At 47.2% G+C, this 17,794-nt stretch carries 14 protein-coding genes; 8 read left to right on the forward strand and 6 right to left on the reverse strand.

What is annotated here, in order from left to right; all coding sequences use genetic code 11:
- Positions 1-71: 71 nt before the first annotated feature.
- The 3 genes from prc to ACSF8X_RS10055 all read right to left on the reverse strand — a co-directional run bounded on the left by prc (position 72) and on the right by ACSF8X_RS10055 (position 3,303).
- Positions 72-2,072 (reverse strand): carboxy terminal-processing peptidase, encoded by a 2,001-nt coding sequence (gene prc, locus ACSF8X_RS10045; RefSeq protein WP_047880208.1) that lies wholly within the window; start codon positions 2,070-2,072, stop codon positions 72-74.
- Positions 2,073-2,090: 18 nt separating this feature from the next.
- Positions 2,091-2,735 carry an RNA chaperone ProQ gene (gene proQ, locus ACSF8X_RS10050; protein ID WP_047880209.1) on the reverse strand — a complete coding sequence of 215 codons (645 nt, stop codon included), beginning with the start codon at positions 2,733-2,735 and terminating at the stop codon, positions 2,091-2,093.
- A 109-nt stretch (positions 2,736-2,844) separates the two neighbouring features.
- Positions 2,845-3,303 (reverse strand): GAF domain-containing protein, encoded by a 459-nt coding sequence (locus tag ACSF8X_RS10055; RefSeq protein WP_500849830.1) that lies wholly within the window; start codon positions 3,301-3,303, stop codon positions 2,845-2,847.
- Between the two features lie 83 nt (positions 3,304-3,386).
- Here ACSF8X_RS10055 and ACSF8X_RS10060 point away from each other — a divergent pair, with 83 nt between their 5' ends.
- From ACSF8X_RS10060 to ACSF8X_RS10080, 5 genes are all read left to right on the forward strand, one after another.
- Entirely contained in the window at positions 3,387-5,219 is a 1,833-nt protein-coding gene (locus tag ACSF8X_RS10060; RefSeq protein WP_500849831.1) for an ABC transporter ATP-binding protein, read from the forward strand.
- Positions 5,220-5,340: 121 nt separating this feature from the next.
- Positions 5,341-6,546, forward strand: a complete 1,206-nt coding sequence (locus ACSF8X_RS10065; RefSeq protein WP_047880211.1) for a paraquat-inducible protein A — start codon at positions 5,341-5,343, stop codon at positions 6,544-6,546.
- Positions 6,527-9,157, forward strand: a complete 2,631-nt coding sequence (locus ACSF8X_RS10070; protein ID WP_500849832.1) for an MlaD family protein — start codon at positions 6,527-6,529, stop codon at positions 9,155-9,157. The genes ACSF8X_RS10065 and ACSF8X_RS10070 overlap by 20 nt, the downstream gene beginning before the upstream one ends.
- Before the next feature lie 171 nt (positions 9,158-9,328).
- Positions 9,329-10,759, forward strand: a complete 1,431-nt coding sequence (gene rsmF, locus ACSF8X_RS10075) for a 16S rRNA (cytosine(1407)-C(5))-methyltransferase RsmF (protein WP_500849833.1) — start codon at positions 9,329-9,331, stop codon at positions 10,757-10,759.
- Positions 10,760-11,317: 558 nt separating this feature from the next.
- The gene (locus ACSF8X_RS10080; protein ID WP_500849834.1) at positions 11,318-11,905 is read left to right on the forward strand and encodes an FMN-dependent NADH-azoreductase; all 588 of its coding nucleotides are present in this window, start codon (positions 11,318-11,320) and stop codon (positions 11,903-11,905) included.
- A 105-nt stretch (positions 11,906-12,010) separates the two neighbouring features.
- Here ACSF8X_RS10080 and ACSF8X_RS10085 read toward each other — a convergent pair whose 3' ends face one another.
- Both ACSF8X_RS10085 and ACSF8X_RS10090 read right to left on the reverse strand, forming a co-directional pair.
- Positions 12,011-13,327, reverse strand: a complete 1,317-nt coding sequence (locus ACSF8X_RS10085; protein ID WP_500851174.1) for a MipA/OmpV family protein — start codon at positions 13,325-13,327, stop codon at positions 12,011-12,013.
- A 171-nt stretch (positions 13,328-13,498) separates the two neighbouring features.
- On the reverse strand, positions 13,499-13,807 hold the full coding sequence (locus tag ACSF8X_RS10090) for a DUF496 family protein (RefSeq protein WP_047880216.1): 309 nt from the start codon (positions 13,805-13,807) through the stop codon (positions 13,499-13,501).
- Positions 13,808-14,244: 437 nt separating this feature from the next.
- Between ACSF8X_RS10090 and cspE (ACSF8X_RS10095) the strand changes: the two genes are divergently transcribed.
- From cspE (ACSF8X_RS10095) to dcuC, 3 genes are all read left to right on the forward strand, one after another.
- The gene (gene cspE, locus ACSF8X_RS10095) at positions 14,245-14,454 is read left to right on the forward strand and encodes a transcription antiterminator/RNA stability regulator CspE (protein WP_047880217.1); all 210 of its coding nucleotides are present in this window, start codon (positions 14,245-14,247) and stop codon (positions 14,452-14,454) included.
- 536 nt (positions 14,455-14,990) lie between these two features.
- Positions 14,991-15,200 (forward strand): transcription antiterminator/RNA stability regulator CspE, encoded by a 210-nt coding sequence (gene cspE / locus ACSF8X_RS10100; protein ID WP_047880218.1) that lies wholly within the window; start codon positions 14,991-14,993, stop codon positions 15,198-15,200.
- A gap of 402 nt (positions 15,201-15,602) precedes the next feature.
- On the forward strand, positions 15,603-16,982 hold the full coding sequence (dcuC, locus tag ACSF8X_RS10105) for a C4-dicarboxylate transporter DcuC (RefSeq protein ID WP_500849835.1): 1,380 nt from the start codon (positions 15,603-15,605) through the stop codon (positions 16,980-16,982).
- 50 nt (positions 16,983-17,032) lie between these two features.
- Here dcuC and ACSF8X_RS10110 read toward each other — a convergent pair whose 3' ends face one another.
- Positions 17,033-17,716, reverse strand: coding sequence for a trypsin-like peptidase domain-containing protein (locus tag ACSF8X_RS10110; RefSeq protein ID WP_500849836.1), 684 nt, complete (start codon positions 17,714-17,716; stop codon positions 17,033-17,035).
- Positions 17,717-17,794 lie beyond the last annotated feature (78 nt).

The following is a 17,794-nucleotide window of genomic DNA, read 5'->3' on the forward strand; positions in this document are numbered from 1 at the left end:
AACAAGCCCTTATTCTAATTAAAAAAAACGGCACCCGAAGGTACCGTTTTTAATAAGGTTGCTAGATGGAATTAACCTTGTGCTTTAGCTAAATCAGCCGAAATAACTAATGCTTCATCAAGATAAGCATCAGGGGCTTCATAGTCTTTCGGCACATCATCCAACGTCGCAAATGTCTTCTTGCCTTGTTGCTTCTGACGTTCATTCAGACGAGCCAATCGAGCCGCATCTTCTTTGTCACGCTCGGCAATTCGCACTTTCTCGCTAAGCGAAATCGTGTTGATGTCTTTTTCAACTTTATACTTGGCAATATCCTGATTGATAAAACCAAATTCCATATCTTTACCTACTCGGGCATCATGTTTCTGCTCAAGTGATGGCAAGACAGTCGAAAAATTATAAAGCTTCTGGTAATCGGCAGCTTTAATGCTATCCCACGGCAGTGCATTATCTTCAACACTCTCGCCTGTTTCCGATGGATCAACGGCTGTAGGGAAAGCGATGTCAGGCACGACACCCAAATTCTGGGTACTACCACCGTTGATGCGGTAGAATTTCTGAATCGTGTACTGAACATGACCCAGCGGCTTATCGAACAAATCATAAATATGATTTAAAGAACGATGCTGCTGTACCGTACCCTTACCAAATGACTGCTCGCCCAGAATAACAGCTCGGCCATAATCCTGCATCGCTGCCGCGAAGATTTCAGATGCCGATGCACTATAACGGTTTATCAATACCGTCAGCGGACCATCAAAGTAAACACGATCATCTGAATCGCCATTCACTTTCACTCGACCGTAACTGTCACGCACCTGTACCACCGGACCGCTGTTAATAAACAGCCCCGTTAATGCTGTCGCTTCAGTAAGTGCACCACCACCATTGTTACGTAAATCAATAACAACAGCGTCGACCTGACTATTGTTTAATTTAGCCAGTTCTTTTTTCACATCTTCAGATAGACCAACATAGAAACTTGGAATTTCAATAACCCCAATTTTCTTGCCGTCAGCGGTCTCAACCTCTGACTTGGCTGCACGATCTTCTAGACGAATTTTGTCACGAACAATCGTGACATCGTAACTTTTTGCGTTATTACCCTCTGGCAGGATTTCCAGCTTCACCTTACTCCCTTTCGGGCCTTTGATTAACTGAACAACATCATCCAAGCGCCAGCCGATAACATCAACCATCTGCTTGCCATCTTGAGCTACGCCAATAATGCGATCGCCTGCGGTAAGTTTCTTCGTTGATGATGCCGGTCCACCAGCAACAAGTGAACGAATAACGGTATAGTCATCGACAACTTGTAACACAGCACCGATCCCTTCTAGAGACAGATTCATCTCAGACTGGAATTGTTCTGCATTACGCGGGGAAAGATAACTTGTGTGAGGGTCAACTTCACGCGCAAAAGCGTTCATGTAAAGTTGGAACACATCTTCGCTGTGGGTCTGGGTCAAACGCTTAAGCGCATTATTATAACGCTTGCTTAAGGTCTCTTTTATTTCATCCCAGTTTTTACCCGCAAGCTTTAAATTCAACGCATCGTATTTCACACGCTTGCGCCAAATTTCATTGAGCTCATTGCGATCCTTGGCCCAAGGCAACTCAGAACGATCCAGCACCATCTCTTCGTCAATGTCGAAGTTGATTTCACGATCTAACAAGGTAAGCGCATATTGATAGCGGTCATAACGACGCTTCAAGGCGGTATTGTAAATATCAAACGCCGCTGATGTATCCCCGCGTTTAAGCTGGTCATCAAGCTGGTTTTGCCATTTATCAAACTGCTGAATATCAGATGCCGTTAAAAAGCTTTTGTTGTAATCCAGCATTTCAATGTAACGATCGAACATACTGGCTGAGAATTGATCATTAAGAGAAAACTGCTTGTAGTGAGAACGCGTAAAGCGAGAAGCAACACGTTTACTTGCAGTGGCATGCTGCTTTTCGGGGGCAAGCTGCGGGATATCACTTAATGTATATTTGGCCTCTAGGGCCTGTGCCGATGCTGCCAGCATCATGCCGGCAGCGATCAGTGAGAAACGGAATCGACATTTCATGCGTCGAGCATTCTCCATCTACGAACGTAGGTGCTCCGCTTTAACTACCATGGTCAAACCATTCGCTAAACGAACACGCACATCGTCCTTATTGATTTCAACGATAGTCGCCGGCATGTTTCCAGAGCCCATGTTCACACTAACGTCTTTGCCAACAACAACTTCATCAGCTGTTAGTGCACGGGTGGTTTCTGCAGGCTTTTTATTTAGCTTAGTCGTTTTTTGTTTAGTGTTCTTTGGTTTAGCCGATTTTGCACGAATTTTTTTCGCTGTCGCCTCACCCTGTTTGTCGGCAGATACCTTTGCGTCGGCCTGCTCTTTACGGCGTGCACGCACTTTGGCTTTGCTTTCCTCTAGCGCTTGCTTCGCATGCTCAACGTGTTCTTGCTCCAGTACACCACACTCGTTGCCATCTAGATCAACGCGGTTTGCACCAGCTTTCACGCCGTGAAGGTAACGCCAGGAAGAAGTGTACTGACGTAGTGCTGTACGTAGCTGAGTCTTACTTACTTTCGGGTCATCGCCAAGGCGTTCTGCCAAATCTTGGAAGATACCGATTTTAAGTGGCTTCGCTTCACCTTCAACTGTAAAACATTTTGGGAAACGCTCAGCAATATAAGCAATCACTTCTTTACTGTTCGTTAGCTTTTCAGAGTTTTCCATGGACTTTCCTGACAAAGGCGAGCATCCCCGCCGTTGGTACTTAAATCAAAAAGAAATTTGTTCCGCTATTATAGTTACCTAACGCTGAAAAACCACCGAAAGCATACAATTAGAGCCTTTTTTGTATTTCTTCTAACAAAGTTGCCAACCCATCCTCGTCAGATTGGTTAAATCTTGATAGTTTTGGGCTGTCAATATCCAATACGCCGATCAGTTCGCCCTTAACAAACAGTGGCAGTACGATCTCTGAATTACTCTCTGCATCACAGGCAATATGTCCGGCGAACTGATGAACATCTTCAACGCGTTGAATACGCTGTTCGGAGACAGCCGTTCCGCACACACCCCGCCCTACGGGAATACGTACACAAGCCGGCTTCCCCTGGAACGGGCCGAGCACCAACTCCCCATCTTTGAGAAGATAAAAGCCAACCCAATTAATCTCTTCTAACTCCATCGCCAGCAACGCACTAATATTACTCATATTGGCGATAAGATCTGACTCCCCTTCAATCAGGGCTACGGCTTGCTTAGTGAGTGTTTTATAAAAATCAGACAGATTTGTCATGGCTTACTCCACAGATTGCCGATAGAATGGCGCCAACACACGTAATAGGAATCATTATCATTGTGAAAGGCGATACAAACCAAATGATTAACTGGTCTTGGCTAATAACGCAAGCAAAACATCATAAGCCTCGGCTCATCTCTGCAAATCTTATTGCCATCGTTGCAACACTCATCAGCGTGCCCATTCCTCTTCTTATGCCGTTAATGGTTGATGAGATCCTACTTAACAAACCCGGCGACGGCATCGCCTTTATGAACCAGATCTTACCTCAGGCATGGCACCAGCATACGGCCTATATCCTACTGGTGCTGCTGATGGTCGTGATCATGCGTATCGCAAGCCAAGCACTCAACATTCTGCAAAGTCGCCAATTTACGCTTGTTGCCAAAGACATTACCTTCAAGATGCGCCAGCACTTGATAGACAAGCTCGGCCGGATTAGCATGCGTCAATACGAAGAGCGCGGCAGCGGCGGAATTACTTCCCACCTTATTACCGACGTTGAGACCATCGACAAGTTTGTCGGCGATACCCTCAGCCGTTTTCTGATCGGCCTGCTTACCGTGGTTGGCACCGCCATTATCCTGCTATGGCTTAACTGGCAGCTTGGCCTCTTTATCTTGTTGGTGAACCCGTTGGTTGTCTATGCATCCAAACTGATGGGCAACCGGGTCAAAACCCTGAAGAAGCTTGAAAACCAGTCATTCGAACGCTTTCAGCAACGGCTGGTCGAAACTTTAGACGGGATCTACCAGCTGCGTGCAGCCAACCGCGAGCGCGACTTTCTCGATCAACTCAAAGGCAGCGCGAACGATATCCGCCACGACGCAGACAAGTATGCATGGCAGTCTGAGGCGGCTGGACGTATTTCCTTCCTTTTATTCCTCGTCGGGTTCGAGCTATTCCGAGCCATGGCTATGATCATGGTGCTATTTACCGATCTGAGCGTCGGCCAAATGTTTGCCGTATTTGGTTACCTGTGGTTTATGCTTGGCCCGGTACAAGAGCTCCTCGGTATTCAATTTGCCTGGTACAGTGCATCCGCTGCGATGCAGCGCCTCAACACGCTGCTCTCCCTCGATGAAGAAGTACGCCCGGTACAGACCGTCAACCCATTCCGCGACGGCGAGACTATCGACATCCAAATTAACAACCTGCAATTTGCCTATGATGAAGACAAAGATGTCCTCCGTGGACTCCACCTTCATATACCTGCAGGCAAGCGGGTCGCTCTGGTCGGCTCTTCTGGGGGCGGTAAATCTACCCTCATCCAATTATTGCTTGGTATCTACCAAAAAGATGCAGGCGATATATTGATCAACGGCGAAAGAATAGAAGACGTTAGCTACGAGGCGCTGCGCAACAAGATGGCGGTGGTCTTACAACATCCAGTATTATTTAATGATACACTCCGCCACAACCTGAGCTTGGGTAACGACTTTAGTGATGAGCAGTTATGGCAGGCACTCGATATTGCCCAGATGGCCGATGTCACCCAGCGTCTGACCGATGGGCTGGACACCGAAATCGGCAGGCAAGGGATTAAACTATCAGGGGGCCAACGACAACGCCTTGCTATTGCCCGTATGGTGCTTGCCAACCCTGAGTTTGTCATTCTTGACGAAGCTACATCGGCGCTAGATACCGCCACTGAAGCCGCTCTGCACCGTGCCCTCAATGAGTTTCTGGCAGGCAGAACCACCTTGATTGTGGCCCATCGTTTATCTGCGGTTAAACAAGCAGATGTAATCTATGTACTCGAGGATGGCCAAGTAAGCCAAAGTGGCACTCACCATGAACTGGTGAATATGACAGGACTGTACCAGACCCTTTACGGCAACGTACAATCTGCTGAGTCAGCAAATGCGGAAACAGGCCAGCAAGTTTCTGTAGCCAGACTCAATATAAAATAATAATATTCTGTTCATTTAGATAACATGCTGATCTTCTTGGTTGTCATCCATGCCCAGATGATTCAAGTGTGACCAAGCCGAGCGCAGCAATGCGCTTGGTTTCGTTTAGGGGATAAGATTCATGAGCACCACATCCACAGCCAGACTCTGCCCGGGTTGTGATCTGCCAGTGTTGCCAAAGGTAGCCCAACACGGCCAGAGCGCATATTGCCCGCGTTGCAAAACTCGGTTGTACCGTGGTGGATCGCGGCTGTTCTCGGCAGAATTGGCCATTGCCCTTGCCTGCCTTATCCTGTTTATTCCTGCCCACATCTTCCCGATGATCACTATCCGCCTGTTCGGCGTGATGATCCCCGCTACCATCGTATCGGGTACATTCACATTAGCGCCTGAATTCCCGCTGGTTGCAGGACTGATCCTATTCTGTAGTTCCATCGCTCCCCTGCTGGTATGCCTGTCAGTACTCGGAGCCCAATATGGGTTACAGCGCCGACAGTTTAGGCTGTTCAAATCATCACTATGGATCATTGAGCACTTCAAATACTGGGCAATGTTCGATGTATTTCTCGTCAGTCTTGCGATTTCCTGTTTCAAAGTTCAGGACTACGCCGATATATTCGTTGGCCCGGGGCTCTATTCGCTGGTAATCCTGCAAATTCTGCTCTCTTTGCTACTGACACGTATCAGTATCAATCACTATTGGGAAGCATGGCAGCCAGAAACCGATCATAAGCGCGAAAGCATTACTCACCACTGCCATACTTGCCATATGTCTCAAAGCAAGCATGACCATTGCGTACGGTGCCATACTCCGCTGCACAAGCGTATGCCACATTCTATCCAGAAAACATGGGCGTACCTGATTGCCGCAAGTATCTTTATCTTTCCGGCCAACCTATATCCGATTTCAATCTTTCTCAACAACGGCAAACGCGCAGAAGACACCATTTTTTCCGGGGTCGCCTCGCTTATCAAACAAGATATGCATGGCATCGCGATCATTATTTTCGTTGCCAGTATTGTTGTTCCGTTAGCCAAAATTCTTGGTTTGGCCTTAATCCTGCTAATGATTCAATTCAAGCGTAAGGTCAATCATTTATTACGAATGCGGGTATACCGCTTCATTCAATGGATCGGTAAATGGTCAATGATGGACTTGTTTGTTATCTCCATCATGGTTGCATTGATCGACCGCGAGCAATTACTGGATTTCACCCCCGGCCCAGGCGCCATCGCCTTCGGTGTTGTGGTGGTTCTCACCATGCTAGCTGCAGAGAGTCTAGATTCACGTCTGATATGGGACAACTATGAGCACAGGACAAAATAACCCACTGCCAGAATCGGTAGATATAAAGCGAGACCGTGGGCTTTCGCCATTATGGATACTGCCTTTACTTTCATTGATACTGGCCGGTTGGCTGGTATTCAATGCCGTAAACGAGGCCGGGGAACGGATTAAAATACACTTCAATGATGCAGCTGGCTTGGTGGCCGGGCGTACGACTATCCGCTATCAAGGGCTTGAAGTGGGCATCGTTCGTGACGTTAACCTGTCCACCGATCTCAAAAGTATCTATGTCACCGCCGATATCTACCCAGAAGCGGTGAAAACCCTGCGTGAAGATACCCGCTTCTGGCTGGTAAAACCCAAAGCATCAATCACCGGTATTTCTGGTCTAGATGCTTTGGTGTCAGGCAACTATATCGCCTTGCAACCGGGCACCGGCGCAGCCGCCAAAGAATTCACCGCCCTAGATAGCCAGCCAGCTGATACCCCGGTAGGTGATGGTTTGAAGATTCAACTTCAAGCCCCAAACCTAGGCTCGATCAATATCGGCTCTCAGGTGCTGTACAAGAAGATCCCCGTTGGCGAGGTATTTAATTACACCTTGAGCCACAGCAAGCGCCGGGTGCTGATCGACGTACTGATCAAACCGCAGTACGCGAATCTTGTTACCAATAAAAGCCGCTTCTGGAATGTCAGTGGCATGAGTGCCAATATCGGCTTCAACGGTGTCGATGTACAATTCGAAAGCCTGTCAGCGATGATCAGCGGAGCCATCGCCTTTGATTCTCCAGACGAAGGCCGCCCGCTGACCGAGCCGAGCCATCTTTTCCGCCTGTACCCTGATCTCAATACCGCTGGCCGTGGTATAGCCATTACCATTGAGCTGCCTGAAGGCAACAATGTCAACGCAAGCGGAGCTCCCATCGTCTACCGTGGATTGCCAATTGGTCAAATCACCGATTTGAAACTCAGCGATGACCGCCAGAAGATCATTGCCCATGCAGCCATCGAACCAAGCATGAGTGACTTGCTGACCACTGGTTCAAAAATGCTGCTCGAAGAAGCCGAGCTATCACTCAACGGCGTTAAAAATATCGGCAACCTGATTCGCGGTAATTTTCTAACCGTTGTGCCAGGACCCGGCGAGTCGACCCGTACTTTTGTTGCTATCGACCAAGACCAGCTCCAAGAGCAACAACACGGCATTGCAACCTTCGACCTTTATGCCAATGAAAGTTATGGCATCAAGCGCGGCACCAAAATCAAGCATCGCGGCATTGTGGTTGGCCGAGTCACCCACGTTAAGCTTGAAAACAGTAAAGTGCATTTCAAGGTATTTATCTTACCGGAATACACCCAGCTGGTTCGCTCTGCCAGCCGCTTCTATATTGATGGGGGTATTCAGGCCAATGTCAGCAGCCAAGGACTGGATGTTACGATCCCCCCTGCCGAGCAGCTCATTAGCCAAAGCATCAGCTTTACCAGTAACGGCAGCAAGCAAGTTATGAAGCAGTACCCGCTCTATAAGAGCCGTCAGCTTGCAACACTCGCCGAAGAAAAAGCCCACGGTTATACCACCCTGACCCTATTTGCCGACGAATTGCCGCCGGTATCGGAAGGTAGCCCGCTGCTTTATCGCAATATGCCCGTTGGTGAAGTCCGCAGTTACGCACTAACAAGTGACGGTGTCACAATCAAATTGCAACTTGAGAACCAGTACCGTCATCTGCTAACACCAAACTCCGTCTTCTGGAACCGTTCAGGGGTTGAAGTTGAAGCCGGCTTATCGGGCGTCAAGGTGAAAGCGGCCCCTGTCGCGACCCTGCTCAAGGGAGGCATTGCCTTTGACGATATCGAAGGCGTCACCAACCGAGTCGGTAAACAATATAAGCTCTATTCAGATCTGCAAGAAGCGAAGAACTTCGGTACACTGGTTACCTTTACTGCCGCAGACGCCAAAGGGCTAAGCATTAATACGGACATTCGCTATCAAGGCGTCAATGTAGGTAAAGTCGTTGATATATCGCCAGATTTCCAGCACAACAGCGTACTAATCCAAGCTCGCCTGTTCCCTAAATATGCTAAAACCCTAGCTAAAGCCGAGAGCTATTTCTGGGTGGTAACACCGCAGATAAGCCTCACCGGAGCCAAGGATCTTGATACCCTGCTCGGGAGCTATATTGCCGTCGAGCCGGGTGAAGGCCACTACAACCAGACATTCAAACTTGGTACCAGCGAACTCTTCAGCAAAGGGCTGACAATTATCCTCGAGAGTGAAAATCGCCAATCGATCTCTCAAGGCACCCCTCTGCTGTACCGTGATATTCAGGTCGGCCAAGTCGTCGACGTCAGCCTGGGCGAGTTGGCCGACAGGGTTATCATCAAAGCGCAGGTAGAACAAGAATACAGCCACCTTGTGCGCAAGAACACGGTGTTCTGGAACGTATCTGGCATTGATGTCACGATTGGCCTTACCGGCGCCTCGCTGCAAAGCGGCACGGTAGATAGCCTTATCCGCGGGGGAATTGCCTTTGCAACGCCTGAAACCCAGCCACTGCAAATAAAGGCCAAACCAGATGCCCACTATTTGCTTCATCAAGCCCCGGAGCCTGATTGGAAACAATGGCGTACGGCTATTCCAACCCACTAGGTGCACTGTATGCCGCGATTCGCCTCTAATCATCAACGAATCAACGGCATCCAGATGACGATAAGTTAGACAAAGGAGTGCCTTGCACTCCTTTCTTTTTTCTGCTTGCTTTTTCCAAGCCGTGACAGGTGGTAAACTTCCGCCCTACAGCTTGAGTAACGAGACATTCCCTTGCATCCAAACATCCATATCCCTGACGCTTTTATCGAGCAGATCCGCCAAATCATTCCCGCTCATCTTGATCTTGATGAATTTGTTGCGATCTGCAAAACCCCTCTTCGCCGCAGCATTCGCGTGAACACCCTGAAAATCAGTGTTGACGATTTTCTTGACCGCGTTGCCGACAAAGGCTGGACCCTGACACCTGTACCATGGTGTGAAACCGGCTTTTGGATCGAGCGTAAAGATGAAGAAAGTGTCTCGCTAGGGAATACTGCCGAGCATATGGCTGGCCTTTTCTACATTCAAGAAGCCAGCTCGATGATGCCCGTCACGGCACTTCTTAATGACAATGACCGCCTCGACTGCGTATTGGACATGGCCTCTGCTCCGGGATCGAAAACAACCCAGATTGCGGCCGCAATGCAGAACAAAGGCGCACTGGTTGCCAATGAACTCGCGGCAAGCCGAATTAAGGTTCTCCACTCCAACCTTCAGCGTTGTGGTGTCTACAATGCCGCCCTAACCCATTTCGATGGTTGTGTCTTCGGCGGTTGGGCACCGGAATCGTTTGACTCCATCCTGCTCGACGCTCCTTGTTCTGGCGAGGGTGCTATCCGTAAGGATGAAGATGCGATGGCAAACTGGAGCCTTGCCTCGGTTGAAGATATTGCAGCCGTCCAACGCGATCTGATCATCAGTGGTTTCCAAGCACTCAAGCCTGGTGGGGTCATGGTCTATTCAACCTGCACCCTTAACCTGAGCGAAAACCAGCAGGTTTGTCATTACCTGAAAGAGACATTCGGCGACGCCGTGGAATTCGAACCTCTTGGTGATTTGTTCGACGGTGCTGAAAAAGCCCTGACCGAAGAAGGCTTCCTTCACGTTTACCCGCAAATTTACGACAGCGAAGGCTTCTTTGTGGCCCGTATTCGTAAACTGGCTTCCGTAGAATCACCAGCAGTGAAAAAGCGCAAAGGCAAATTCCCATTCACTCAGGCAAGTGCGAAAGAACAACAGGATATTGCACAGAGCTTCAATAAAGATCTTGGGCTATCCATTCCTGCTGGTGGTGATATTTGGCTCCGCGACAAAGAAGTTTGGCTATTCCCAAGCCAACTCCGTAGCCTTATCGACGAGATCCGCTTCCAGCGCATCGGTATTAAATTGGCAGAGCAACATAAGAAAGGTTACCGCTGGCAGCATGAATCCGTAATGACATTGGCAACGGGCAAAGAAAGTACCGCTATTAATCTTGGCTCGGCGGATGCAAAAGAATGGTTTATGGGACGAGATATTCGTCCTGAAGGTCTTACCGGTCAAGGCGAAGTCATCGTCACTTACCGAGATTACCCGATCGGAATTGGTAAGTGGGTCGGAAACCGCATCAAGAACGGGCTGCCTCGTGAATTAGTTCGCGATACCAACCTTTTTGATATCTAGCAACAAGGTCATGAGCCTTGCGAAAAGTGGGACAAGATACATCACGGTGATAAGCGGTATTTGCCTGTACAAATTCCTACAACAGCTTTAACCACAATACAGGATATTTTTGTTAAGTGTCAGAGTTGAAAGATAATCTCGACGCCAATACTGGCAAAATGTTCTGCGTGAACTAACATTGATAGTGTAATTGATCTCCATTTACTAACCAGTTAGCGCAAGGCTCTCACGAGCCATTCCCCTAAGCCCGAAACAGGAGTCGTCTCGGGCTATTTTTTTGCCTTTAACCTCACAACGACTCCCCCAACTCGACGCTGAACGTTAACCAACACAGCCACATCAACATATTCAACAAAACAATCACCATTTAACCATAACGTCTTCACCAGAAAACCACGTCAATATAAATTAATAAATAAAAACAAAAGCTTAAGTAAAAAATAATCTCGTTCGAATTTTTTGAACAAGATACTCAGGTTTTCCCGCTTTTATTAGACCGACTCGATGAGTATATTTCTGTTCAAGCCTTAGCGCATACTCATCATTTAGGAGCTTACTATGACAAACGTACTGGTTTTAAAATCAAGCATTCTTGGCAACTACTCTCAATCCAATGGCCTTATTGATCATCTTGTAGGTGCTCTGGCTGACAATACGATTGTAGAGCGAAATCTTGCTGACAATCCATTGCCGGTACTTGATGGCGAAATCGCGATGGGTTTGCGTGGTGGTGACAACCTTAGCGAAAAACAGCAAAACGCACTGGAACTGTCAAATACCCTTATTGAAGAGGTAAAAAACAGCGACACCATCGTAATTGGTGCACCTATGTATAACTTTGCTATTCCTACCCAGCTAAAGAACTGGTTTGATCTTATTGCCCGTGCTGGCGTGACATTCTCTTACACCGAGAACGGCCCAGTTGGACTGCTCACCGGCAAAAAGGTCATTATCGTCACGACTCGTGGCGGTATGCACAAAGACAGCGCAACCGATACCATGATCCCTTATCTGAAAACGGTTCTGGGATTTGTCGGCCTTACAGACGTCAACGTAGTTTACAGCGAAGCACTGAACATGGGTGACGATATGGCAACCAAGGGAATTGAAACGGCCAAAGCAGATATTGCTCAACTTACGGCCTAACTCTTCTTATTTGAGAGCCAATAAACTCCGTGCTACCAAACCATGCCATGCCATGCCATGCCAACTATGATTTGGTAGCACTAAGCCTCTCGGCGAAATCTAAAACTAGAGATCAAACTGTATGTACACCGTATTATAATTGCTCCCGCCCTTGATCCGGCCAAATTGAGAAGCACTTTCAAAGATCGCCGAACGATGGTGCAAGCTGTAGCCAGCCCATACCCCATCGAGCTTACGGTTGTTGAACATATCTCCCAGGTTTACATCAAAAGAAAAATCGAGATAATTGAGCAACTTGCTTGGCTCGTAACCTTTGCGGTCCATTTCACTCTGTTCGATATAGGTAATACGGTTTGCATACGAAAGCCCTTCAGCCAAGCCAAAACGCCATTTGACTGGCCAGTCAAACGTATAGTATGCCTTAATCGCCATCAGGTACTCTTGGCTACTCGGCTGAACATCCGAGCTCCAATGCCAAACAACTCCCGGGGTAAGAAAGATATCCAAAGGCAAGCCAAAGAGCTCATCCGTCAACGGATACCCATAAAATACGGAACTTAACTGGTTATTGAACGGATCTTTTTCTCGGTTGAAAGCAAAAATATCGCCAATGTTGGAAGGCGTTGCCCAACCGTGGGCAATACGCAGATACGGCTGATTCCCGATCTCTTTTTTCCTTGGCTGAGACTGATCATTAAAGAAACCAAAGCCAAGGTAAAATTCACTCTGCCAGTCATCTTCAACCACATCAGATGCCCGGACTTGGCTATCAAAATAACGGGCATGCGCCCCTGCAAACAGATATAAGTTAGAAGTGACATGGTACGCCGCACTGCCACCAACTTTAACATCCACCCCCGCACCGATCTCTTCTTGTTGAAGCCCGTAATAATAGCTGTTGTAATCACGATCTTTCCAGATAGCGCTCAGTTCAGGCTTCAGGCGCCAATCCCCTAAAAGGTAATCCCCCTGAAACACCGCCTGCGTACTCATTCTACCGCTAGGATCAGAAAGTAATTCCAGTTCGGCACTGTAGGTTTCACCCCAAAGGTACCGGTACTGTAACCCGTAATCCGCAGTATCACCGCCAATCTGATTTTGAAACGACGAGGGGATATCAATAAAATGCATCCGCAACAGCGCATTCAGCTCCCAACTGTCCTGTCGATACAGATTAAGGCCACCTTCCATACCACGCAAAAACACACGATCGCCCTCGTAGAACATCAATGGAAGAAAAGAACTCACACTGGTATCTTCAACGACATCTTTAGTGGCATAGGGAATACTGGCTGTCCTGATGGTTGCGGCAATTCCCCATTGCTGCTCTCCATCACGTTGTGCTCTCAGATCATGCACCGATATCATGCCTTGAGGCTTGCTCTGAAGATGAGGAGCCTCCTCTGATTCGGCCAAGGCCATTAACGGAAACAGACCTATCGCCCCACCAACCCATCTAATGGTATTTCTCCATCCATGAAATAACGTCTGCAAAACGCTCCCCTTGCCGCTTATTATTTTCCTGAATTGATTTTAGAAAAATAAACATAAAAAAACCCGGCACAAGGCCGGGTTTGATAATTCTTTTCGCACTTAGTGATGCGCAGCAATTTCAGCTTTTTTCAGGTCTTTCATGCTCTTGCTGACTTCACGACGCTCTTTTGATAGTTCAGCACTGATGATGATGTGATCATCAACGCGATCTTCGTAATCGCCTTTCATGTTCTCAACGATTTCAACAATCTGATCGTGGGTCATGTCTGCTTTGATGTAATCCAGTAGGTTTTCCAGCAGCTCTACACGCTTACGGTTGTCGCGAATCTTACGATCGTTATCTAGAATTTCGCGTTTTAGCTTGTTCTTACGGCGAGTTTGACGAACTAGCTCTAGGATAGTGTTCATAGTATGTCCTTACATGAATCTAAAAAACCTAACTGCTGACCGTTATAGCAGAAACACCGGATGCTACACAAGTCACATTTTAACCGATCGAACACCAATAACGAATACTTTGATTCAAGGCACGAAATATATCTGCCACAGATTACCACTTTTAAGAAACCTTAAACTTAACATTTTGATGAGCTTCATGTTTTCAAGCTAGTAAACTCCGACCGCTGTGAATGGCAACACAGTTTTCTGATAATTATATTTGCAAATGGTATTAGCCTGCCTACTCTTAACTGAGACCAGTAGTGTTTGGCAATGTTTCAACAATATTTACGAATCGCTTCATCTAGCAAGACTTTCTCAAGTGAAACTGGAGCAAAGGGATTCAATTGTTACCAGTGTTGAATAGTATTGGTACTTGTAAGGATGTAAGCAATTCAGGAGACACCATGTCAAAAGCAACAGGTACCGTTAAGTGGTTTAACGAAGAAAAAGGTTTCGGCTTTATCACTCAGGACAACGGCGGTGCCGATGTGTTCGTTCATTTCCGCTCTATCACCGGAGACGGCTTCAAAACTCTATCCGAAGGGCAAAAAGTGAATTTTGAGATTGAGCAAGGTCCAAAAGGCCTGCAAGCTGCCAATGTCGAAAGAATCTAATCACTCGCTATCTAAATAAAGGGCGGCAACGCCCTTTTTACGTACAGCCTTAATACCAACATCTACTCGCTGATTTCGCAATCCTAAAACATCCCCTTGCAACGCAACGCTGCGTCCAACACGGCCTCCTCGCCATATCGCACACCTATCACACACGATGCTCCCGTTACCTCACATTGGTTGGGTATATTCTGAGGCAAAATAGCCAATCTGACCCCAGGGAATCCTGAGTATTTTTTACGATAAACCACTGTAAAAGCGAAGAATTGTTACCTCACAGCCGCACTTATGTCTCACTTTTTAAAGAAAATAAAAAAAATATCATTATTTGCTTGCCACTCAGGATTCACTATGGCCTAATGTTGATGCGCCGATAATGCAACAACATATTTATGCTACAAATTGATAAGAAACCTTCGATACACCGGTTCACCGCGTCGTCCTGAAGAGCTCAACCATCTTTTGTCCATAAGTAATTCATTATTGATGGCATAAGTGCGCATTAAGCGATTAACACATAAATTCAGGAGACTAACATGTCTAAAGCAACTGGTATCGTTAAGTGGTTCAACGATGAGAAAGGTTTCGGTTTCATCACTCAAGACAACGGCGGTGCAGACGTATTCGTACACTTCCGCGCAATCGCTGGTGACGGCTTCAAATCTCTAGCTGAAGGCCAGAAAGTAGCATTCGATATCGAGCAAGGCCAGAAAGGTCCTCAAGCTGCTAACGTTGAAAAAATCTAATTAGATTTTAAACGTAAAAATTCAAAAAGGGTGCATTCAATGCGCCCTTTTTTCATTTCCAATCCTTGCTCCCTTCCCCCTTCCTTCGCACCTCTTGAATCTTTCAGATAAAGTCCAATCATATTCATAACAGACCATGCTGGCACTCGCTAACGGCGTTAACATACTTGGTTGTTAATTTGCCACCAATCAAACAAACGCATTTAAAACAACCTTTAGCCATAGTGGTCAAAATTTGTTAAAAACGGGATATAAAAACCCATAATTGGCATCAAAAATGGTGACAAGCATTGCAACTATTGACTATGCACTCAGTTTTAATCTTTTAAATTGCCTTAGATCAATATTATTCACTAGGTTGCAGGCATTATTTCGTCGCCTTTTTTGGAGACAATGTAGTATATGGAATATTTATTTACCCTACTTATCGTGGGCCTCGTCGCCTACTCAATGCTTAAGAAATACAATCCGCAAGCCACGCTTATCACAGCAGGTCTGGCCCTGCTTGCCTTCGCACAAGTGGCGGATATCACACCCGTTCTCGCTGACGGCAAAACCCAAGGTGCGTTGTTTTTCGACCTTTGGCAGCGCTTTACAGAAATCACCAACAGCCGATTAGGTAAAGTCGGCCTAACATTGGTGTCGATTGCGGGTGTGTCAACTTACCTAAACCATATCGGTGCATCACAGGCTTTGGTTAAATCTACCTCACGCCCTGTTATGGCCGTGAAAAGCCCGTATGTTCTGCTGGCGCTAGTACTAATTTTTGTATCCATCATGTATGTGTTTATTACTGGTGCAACATCGCTGTCGCTGCTACTGATGGGTACTCTCTATCCAGTACTGCGTAATGCCGGGGTTAGTGCAAAAACAGCCGTCGCGACAATCGTTATCCCTACCGCATGGGAATATGGCCCGGGGCAAATCAATGCCGTAATCGGTGCCAATGCCATCAATGTCGATGTGATGGACTTTGTAATCAACCATCAGACTATTTTCCAGCTGCTACTGCTGGTGAGCATTCCGTTGGTTAACATTTCATGGCAACGCCACTGCGACAAAAAAGAAGGTTATGATCCTTCCCAAGATCGCGGCAAGTTCCTAAAAACCCTAGAAGAACAGCATGACAGCAACGACAAGGTACCTGGCTACTACGCCCTGCTGCCTGTATTGCCATTTGTGTTCCTGTTTGGCTTCTCAAGCATGGTGTTTGAGTCCATCACCATGACGATCCCAATCGCCATGATGTCGACCATTACTATCTGTGTGGTTATCGAAGCATTGCGCTTCCGCTCTTTGCAACGTGCATTCGACAACTTCGAGGCTTGGCTGAAAGGTACAGGGATGATCTTCGCCAGCGTTCTAACCTTGATGATCGCGGCAGAATTCTTCTCAGCCGGTTTGAAGAACATCGGTGCGATCACCGCACTCATCGACACCGCGAAGTCGTTCGACTTGGGGCCAGCAGGTATCGTTATCGTATTCTCCGGTTTTATCTTGCTAACCGCTTTCATTACCGGTTCAGGCAACGCACCGGTGATGGCATTTATCCCTATCGTGCCGCAAATTGCCGCTAACTTTAACGTCAACCCACTGCTACCACTCGTGCCAATTCTATTTGCAGCAGGTATCGGCCGTACTATCTCGCCTGTGGCCGGGGTTATCATTACCGTTTCAGGTATGGCCAACCTCACGCCAATTGATGTTATCCGCCGTACCTCTGTCCCTATGCTGACCAGCATGGTCGTGGTACTAATCATGGCGGTAATCAAATACAGCTAATGGCTTACAGCGAATAAAATAATCAAGGGCTGCGTAAAGCAGCCCTTTTACTAAGGTGACGAGTTAGATACAGCAATATGTGTATCCCGGGGATCTTCAAGAAAATGATCTTCTATATCCGGGAAGTAATCATTGCCGGTAATGGTCTGCAGCCAGTCACGCACACCATACAGCGGAACAAAGATGGCTGGCTGAAAATAAGACCTATTCTTCCAACTTACATCCCCCAAAGAAAAGCCATGGGTTACCCCTACCAGCTCCCCTTTATCGTTATAAATACCCCCGCCGGACATTCCCGACATCACATGTGCCGTCGTCGCCGACATCAGGCATTTCTTCCAACCGGACACATACACATCCCCAAGGTATTCACCTTTACTGGAAGACAGCGGCAACCCGATAGGATACCCCACGTGTGTCACATCCTGATGAGGATACACCACCCCAGCATGCTGAGTACTGTTACCATCACTTCTCACTAATGCGATATCGCAGTAAGGATGGTAATACACATCTCTCCCTTCTAAAGCCAGTATCAGTCGATTATGTTTCGACGTTACCAGCCAATGATTATCCAACCGAGCTGCCGTACCTTCCAAGCTAAAGAGAACTGGAATGCCGACAAATATTTTTTCATTGCTATCTTGTATATCCTTTTGAATAACTCCGTTTATATCTGGCAATCCATTAGCACATCCACTTAGCAGCAATGCCAGTGCTAAAACCCAGTACATGACTTCTTCTTGATAAACCTATTAATGAATATTGTAACGGCCCATGAACCGCAGAAGTCTGCATACTAGGAGTGTGCC

This window comes from Photobacterium panuliri (assembly GCF_059920555.1).